Source organism: Pseudarthrobacter sp. RHLT1-30-1 (assembly GCF_059383415.1).
Window position 1 is genome coordinate 168,409 of sequence record NZ_JBWZCG010000004.1, and the last position, 6,746, is coordinate 175,154.

At 66.6% G+C, this 6,746-nt stretch carries 7 protein-coding genes and 1 pseudogene; 4 read left to right on the forward strand and 4 right to left on the reverse strand.

Features of this window, described 5'->3' with window-relative positions:
- Positions 1-11: 11 nt before the first annotated feature.
- Both AC50YM_RS05420 and AC50YM_RS05425 read right to left on the reverse strand, forming a co-directional pair.
- Positions 12-1,886, reverse strand: a complete 1,875-nt coding sequence (locus AC50YM_RS05420) for a Na+/H+ antiporter (RefSeq protein ID WP_494955952.1) — start codon at positions 1,884-1,886, stop codon at positions 12-14.
- Positions 1,887-1,996: 110 nt separating this feature from the next.
- The gene (locus AC50YM_RS05425; RefSeq protein WP_494955953.1) at positions 1,997-2,137 is read right to left on the reverse strand and encodes a hypothetical protein; all 141 of its coding nucleotides are present in this window, start codon (positions 2,135-2,137) and stop codon (positions 1,997-1,999) included.
- Here AC50YM_RS05425 and AC50YM_RS05430 point away from each other — a divergent pair.
- From AC50YM_RS05430 to AC50YM_RS05445, 4 genes and pseudogenes are all read left to right on the forward strand, one after another.
- Positions 2,130-2,435, forward strand: coding sequence for a hypothetical protein (locus AC50YM_RS05430; protein ID WP_494955954.1), 306 nt, complete (start codon positions 2,130-2,132; stop codon positions 2,433-2,435). The genes AC50YM_RS05425 and AC50YM_RS05430 overlap by 8 nt on opposite strands.
- A gap of 195 nt (positions 2,436-2,630) precedes the next feature.
- Positions 2,631-2,720 (forward strand): annotated as a pseudogene (locus AC50YM_RS05435) (ABC transporter ATP-binding protein); the annotation flags it as partial.
- Between the two features lie 175 nt (positions 2,721-2,895).
- Entirely contained in the window at positions 2,896-4,104 is a 1,209-nt protein-coding gene (locus AC50YM_RS05440) for an MFS transporter (protein WP_494955955.1), read from the forward strand.
- A gap of 69 nt (positions 4,105-4,173) precedes the next feature.
- Entirely contained in the window at positions 4,174-4,638 is a 465-nt protein-coding gene (locus AC50YM_RS05445) for a GNAT family N-acetyltransferase (protein WP_494955956.1), read from the forward strand.
- A gap of 19 nt (positions 4,639-4,657) precedes the next feature.
- On the opposite strand, the gene AC50YM_RS05450 is transcribed toward AC50YM_RS05445, so the two are convergent.
- The gene (locus tag AC50YM_RS05450; RefSeq protein WP_494955957.1) at positions 4,658-5,563 is read right to left on the reverse strand and encodes a dioxygenase family protein; all 906 of its coding nucleotides are present in this window, start codon (positions 5,561-5,563) and stop codon (positions 4,658-4,660) included.
- Positions 5,564-5,577: 14 nt separating this feature from the next.
- Entirely contained in the window at positions 5,578-6,642 is a 1,065-nt protein-coding gene (locus tag AC50YM_RS05455) for a maleylacetate reductase (protein WP_494955958.1), read from the reverse strand.
- Positions 6,643-6,746: the final 104 nt, after the last annotated feature.

Consider the following 6,746-nt stretch of genomic DNA (forward strand, 5'->3'; position numbering starts at 1 on the left):
CACTCCTGCCGTCACCCCAGCAGGTCGTCCTGATAGCACCAGCGCCAGTCTTCGCCCGGCTCGATGCTCCGCATGACCGGGTGGCCGGTCGCTTCGAAGTGCCTCGAGGCGTGGCTTCCGGGTGAGGAATCACAGCACCCCACTCGGCCGCAGGCCAGGCACATCCGCAGGTGAACGGTCGTCGTGCCATCCCTCCGGCAGTCCGCGCAGAAGGGATCCCCGGGCACCTCCGGAGACCGAGCCGACTCGAGGTGGGCACATACGCCGCCGGGCCTCGCGATCCCTTCCCCGCCGCCCTCGCCGGAGGTGTCCACCTCGTCCAACGCCATGTCCAACATGGATTCCTCAACATCCAGCCGGTCCAGCACGCCACTGAGGACCTCCTGCGCGTACTCGCCGCCGCGCCGCAGTTCCAGCACCTTGGCCCGTTCCGCTTCCAGCATGGCCAGCCGCAGCCAGGCGTAACGCGCGCTGGGGATCGCCGTTTCCGCCGACGGGCGGCCGAGCCGTTCCCAGGCAGCCAATCCGCGCTCCTGGGTGCGCCGTTTCAGCATCGCCACCACCTCTGGCGGATCATTCTCCGTGCGCAGTTCCTGCAGGCGTGCCACACCCGCAACGGTGGCCAGCTGCATCAGCGAAGCCTGGTTCAGCGCGTCTTCGCGCTGGTCCGGGCCCTGGACCCGCAGGAGACGGACCAGCCCCGGAAGGGTGAACCCCTGCAGCGTCAGCGTGCCGCCGACCACCACCAGGGCGGCCAGAATCAGCACCGAACGGTGCTCCAGATCTGCGGGCAGCACCAGCACCGCGGCCAAGGTTACCACTCCTCGCATCCCGGCCCAGGAGACAATTGCCGCGTACTGCCACGGCGGCGCCGGGTCATTCCGCCGCACGGCCGGAATCAGGCGGGGCAGGTACGTGGCCGGGAAAACCCACACCGGCCGGAGCACCAGCACCGCCAGCAGGATCACCGCGCAGCCGGCCCAAATCCGCCCGGCGCCCAGGGAGTCGTCTTGGACGCCGTCGATGATGATCCGCACCTGCAGCCCGATCAGTAGGAATACCGCGTTTTCCAGCAGAAACTGCACAGTGTTCCAATTGCTGCGCTGGCTGAGCCGGGCGGCGCCGTTGGGCATCGATGGCGCCTTGGTGCCCATCACCAGCCCGGTAACGACGACGGCGAGGACGCCGGACGCGTGAATCGCCTCCGCCGGAAGGTATGCGACGAGCGGTGCTATCAACGACGTCGACGTGTTAATGGCGACGTTTCGGGTCCGCTTGCGGAGCTCGGTCAGCACGTAGGCGGCTGCCATGCCCACCACCACCCCGCCCCCGGCCGCGAGCAGGAAGTCCCCGGCGATCCCCGTCAAGGACACCGACCCCGAGATGGCGGCGATGGCAGCGCGAAGGCAGATCAGGGCGGTGGCGTCGTTGACCAGGGATTCACCCTCCAGGATGGTGACGATCCTGCGTGGCATCCTCACCTTCCTCGCGATGGCGGTCGCCGCCACAGCATCCGGGGGCGCCACGACCGCCCCGAGAGCGATAGCGGCAGCCAGCGGGATTTCCGGGAACAACCACCAGACCACAAAGCCCACTGCGAAGGTTCCGAAGATGACATAGCCCACCGAGAGCAGTCCGATGGCGCGGCGGTTGGAGCTGAAATCGAAGAGCGAAGTCCGCAGCGCCGCGGCGTACAGCAGCGGCGGCAACAGTCCCACCAGGACCACTTCAGGGTTCAGCTCGATGTGCGGAACGAAGGGGAGGAAGGAGCCCGCCACGCCGGCCAACACCAGCAGCAGTGGAACCGAAATGTTGAACTTCCGGCCCAGCGCGCTGCCGGCGCAGACTACCGCGACGAGAACCAGGAGTCCCAGCGCGATGTCCATTGGGACATTGTCTCAGCTGGAGGAAAAGGTGTCTGGGCCAGCCAGGTATTTTCTGCGGTCCGCGCTGATCCACGCTCCCTTGACCGGGCGACCTGGATGAGGATTCGAGTTCAGTCGATGGTGTCGGCGATGCTCGCCCATTCGATGTCGGCGTGGCGGCGGGCACGGCCGCCGTCCGGCCCTACCGGGATGCCGCAGGTCGGCCTATCGTGGTCCTGACTCAGCCCGAGGAAAGGAACGACGATGTTCACACTGCAGATTGGCTATCAGCTCCGGGACTACGCGGCCTGGAAGAAAGTCTTCGACAGCGATCCCGCAGGCCGCGCCGCCTCGGGCGCCCGGTCGGTGCGGGTGTTTCGGGATGCAGAGGATGAGAACAGCGTCGCCGTGCTCCTTGAATTCGACGCCAAGGACGCGGCGACCGTCTTTTTGGAACGGCTACGCAGCCAGGTGTGGGACAAGCCGGAGGTAATAGGGGAACTGACGTCGGCGGCGCCGACAGCCAGGATTCTGGAGGAAGTGGCCCGCGAGGGCCAGGGCGCCGGCTGACCGCTGAGAATCCGGACCTCGGCGGATGCGTTCGCCGCAGCGTCCTGCTGGCCAGCGGGCGCAGGGGCCTGCGCTTAAACGCCGTGGCTCCCGGCCCCACCATCACCTTCCTACTCACCAACGTCAACGGTGCCATCCTCGCGTCCGACGGCGCCGGCACTGTGGGGGAGCGGCACCCCGGGCGAACGGACGACGGACGGCTACGACACCGTGCTCGACGACGAGGGCTCCAACGCCTCGGCAGGGGAGAAGCAGCTGCTGACCATTGCCCGGGCATTCCTGGCCTGGGAGCACATCCGCGCCAACGGCTCGACGCGGACGCAAGGGACGGCAACGAGCTCGACATGAGGTAGGTTGACGGCAGATTGAACTGCCCTGTCAGAGACTACTTCTACCTGACAAGCGCGGATTTGCAGGAGGCGCGAGCGCGCTCCGCACCCCTCGAAGGATGGAAGAACGCATGATGCCCGCTGTCACCCGGAACGCGCCGGACCGCACTGCCAGGTTCGGCGTCGCCTTCATCGGCATTCTGCTCATCGCCGTTAACCTGCGGGTGTCCTTTGTGAGCGTGGGACCGGTACTCGGGAACATCAGCAGCGACCTTGAGTTATCCAGTGCCGCAGCCGGGTTCCTCACAGGTCTGCCGCTCATTGCTTTCGCAGTATTCTCCCCCGTGGCGCCCGGCTTCGCTTCCCGGCTGGGTCTCGACCGGGCACTGTGGATGTCCCTGCTGATCCTCGCTTCCGGCATCGTGCTCCGCTCCTTACCGCTGCCCGGCATCATCTGGGCGGGCACCGCACTGATCGGCCTGGCTATCGCGTTCCTCAATGTCCTGGTGCCCTCCCTCGTTAAACGGGACTTTCCGATGCGGGTCAGCCAGGTCACCGGAAGCTACACCGCCATGCAGGCTGCCTTCGCCGCGATCGGGGCCGCCGTCGTCGTTCCCGTGGCACAGACGTCCCCGGCGGGATGGCGGCTTGCCCTGGGAATCTGGGTGGGACTGGCTCTAATCGCCATGGCGGTACTCCTGCCGTGGCTGCGCCGGCACCGGTCAGGCATCACGCACGCCACGACGCCGGAGGTTTCCTACCGGTCGCCGTGGGCCTCAGCCTTGGGCTGGCAGGTGACAATCTTCATGGGGCTGCAATCGATCGCCTTCTACGTCCTGATGGCATGGCTGCCCACCATCGAACAAAGCCAAGGGATCCCCGCCACCACTGCGGGCATCCATCTGTCGTTATTTCTGCTCATCAGCGTGTTCGCCAGCCTTGCCACAGGGGGGATCCTCCACCGCGGTCCGGACCAACGCCTTCTATCCTTCACGAGCGGCGCGCTCACCTTCGTGACGTTTCTCGGGCTGGCACTGGCACCGGACTTCATCTTGCTGTGGGTCGTTCTGGGGGCAATCGGGTGCGGGAGCCTCATTGTCATCGCTCTGTCGCTGTTCAGCCTCCGGACCGTGAATTACCCGCAGGCAGCGTCCTTGTCCGGCATGGCGCAATCTGTCGGCTACGGTCTCGCTGCGGTGGGGCCGGTAATGTTCGGTGGTCTCCGCGACGTGAGCGGCGGCTGGACGCTTCCGCTGCTCGTCACCGCGGGCATCATGGCGGTTCTCGCCGTGACGGGTCTGCTGGCCGGACGTGACCGGGTGATCAGCGGTTCAGCGTGATTCGCTCGTAAGCCTCGCGTTCCGGGGGTCAGAGTGGACACCGCTTCGTTCGGTGCTCAAGATGAGGGCATGACCTCCGGCCGATCTGTGCGGCGGGCGACGACGGCCGACGCCGCTGTCGTTGCGCAATTGCTGCATGATTTCAACACTGAGTTCTCGACGCCGACCCCGGGCGCTGGTGAGCTTCAATCGCGGTTGGCGATGCTCCTGGCGGGGGACGACGTCGTCGTTCTGCTGATCGGCGAGCCGGCAAGCGGCGTTGCTGTGCTCAGTTTCCGGCCCAACGTCTGGTACAAAGGGCCGGTCGCGATCCTCGATGAGCTCTACGTCCGTCCAGGGCTGCGCGGTCACCGCCTCGGCAGCGCGCTCCTGGACGCGGCACTCGATTTGGTACGCGACCGGGGCGGCCCGCTCCTCGAGATCAACGTCGATGGCGAGGACACCGATGCGCGCCGTTTCTACGAAGCACACGGGTTCACCAACACCGAACCCGACCAGACAGACCCAATGCTGTACTACTACCGAGAGCTCTGAACCGGGTAGTGGGCAATGGCTAGGTAGCTTCGGGGGCGAGGACAATGTCGAAGCGGGTGCGTGTCCAGGACTTGTCGCCGAGGTCGCGGCCGTCAGGTGTGGGGGTGCGTGGGGACTGTTCCTCAAAGCGTTTGATGAGAGAAGCCTTGACACCGAAGACAGAGTCGCCGGTCTCAATCTGGGGGTCTCCTTCGACGAAGATGTGGGTGACGAGCGTGCGCAGATTTTCGGCGGTGACCATGAAATGCAGGTGCGAGGCGCGCACCGGGGACCGGCGGACAGCATCGAGCATCTTCCCGACCGGTCCGTCGTGCGGGATCGGGTAGGGCGTAGGGGTGAGCCCCCAGAATCGGTAGCTTCCATTCTGATCGGCGAAGATGTGGGCGCGTCCCGCGGTGCGGCCGTCGGTGTACTGGACGTCGTAGAACCCGTCCTCGTCGGCCTCCCAGACCTCAATCCGGGCGCCCGGGACGGGGCTGCCGTGAATGTCGGTGACAGTGCCCTCGACCCAGCAGGGCTGGCCGGGTGCGCCGCCGGCGATGTCCCCGCCGTCGGGGATCTCCGGGGCATCCTCGATGAAGAAGGGTCCAAAGACGGTGGCCTCGGTCGCGTTGTCGACGGCATGGTTGTTCACCGCGATGGTCTGCATGGACGCGCCGAGGACGTCGGAGAGCAGGATGAATTCCTGGCGCTTGTCATCGGTGATGTGTCCGGCGGCGGTGAGGAAGTCGATGCCGGTGTTCCACTCCTCCTCGGTGAGGCGGACCTCGCGGATGAAGTTATGCAGGTGCCGTGTGAGGGACTGCATTAGCTGCCTCAGCCGGGCGTCAGGCGCGGCGTCGAAGGAGGCAACGACGGTCTCGGTGAGCTGTTCCTCGACGGCGGCCTGCTCGGGAGTGATGCCGCTGGTGGTGGTGTCGATCATTTTTGGTTGTCCTTTCAGAGTCCGGGGGTGGTGCCGGCGTGGGCGGCTTGGAGGAGTCCGGTGAGGTTCTCCGTGGTGGCGGTGCGGGGGTTGGAGGCCGGGATGACGGGCAGGATGAGGTCCACAGCCTCGGGGATGTCCTCCGCGGCGAAGCCGTAGTCCTTCAGCGCCCTCGGGGCGTCAAGAGTGTCCCTCAGCCGGTTGAGGCCGGTGACGGCGCTCTCGGCGCCGAATGCCGCGGCGATGCGCTGCTCCGCCTCGGGGGCGGCCGGGGCGTTGAACGCGAGCACGTAGGGCAGTACGGCGGCATGGGTTTGGGCGTGCGGCATGTTCCAGGTTCCGCCGAGGACGTGGCAGATCTTGTGGTGCATCCCGGAGCCGGCGGAGGCGAAAGCGACCGCGGCCAGGTAGGCGCCGTAGAGGGTCTGTTCGCGGCCGGCAAGATCCTGCGGATCGGCCTTGACCAGGGGCAAGCCCCGGGCCAGGGCACGAATACCCTCGGCGGCCAGCGCGGCGTTGATCGGGTCCACGCGCGGGGCCCACATGGAGTCCACGCAGTGTGCCAGGGCGTTCAGCCCGGAGGCCACGGACAGTTCCGCCGGCAGGGACAGGGTCAGTTCTGCGTCGTAAACCACCGTCACGGGAAGGACCCTGTCGTCCACGCCGGTGGCTTTGCGCGCAGCCTCGGTCAGGCCCCAGACGTTGGTGGCCTCGGACCCGGCATACGTGGTGGGGACCGCGACGATCGGGATCCCGGTCGTCAGGGCGATGGCCTTGGCCAGCCCGGTAGTGGACCCTCCGCCGACGCATACCAGCAGGTCGATCCCGTGCTCCGCGGCTGCGGCCCGGGCCTTCTCTGCTTTGTCGACCGGCACATGCGGGGCCACGTCGTCGTAAGCCAGAGCCACGTCGATGTTTCGGGTGACCTGCCCGGCGATCTGTGCCTCGAACTCGGAGGCGATCACCATCACGCGCTTCGCTCCCAGCCGGGCGATCTCCACGGCGAGATTTTCCGAGGCTTTTCCAGTGCCGAACAGCACCCGCTGGCCGAGGGAAATGTGGTCAAAGACAAGACTCATGAGGGCGATCTTTCCTGGAGGTTGTGGCGGGTTGTGTCGGTGGGGTGGGGGGGGGGGGGGGTTGTTGGGAGGGGGGGGCCGGCGAGAATATTATGGGGGTGTGG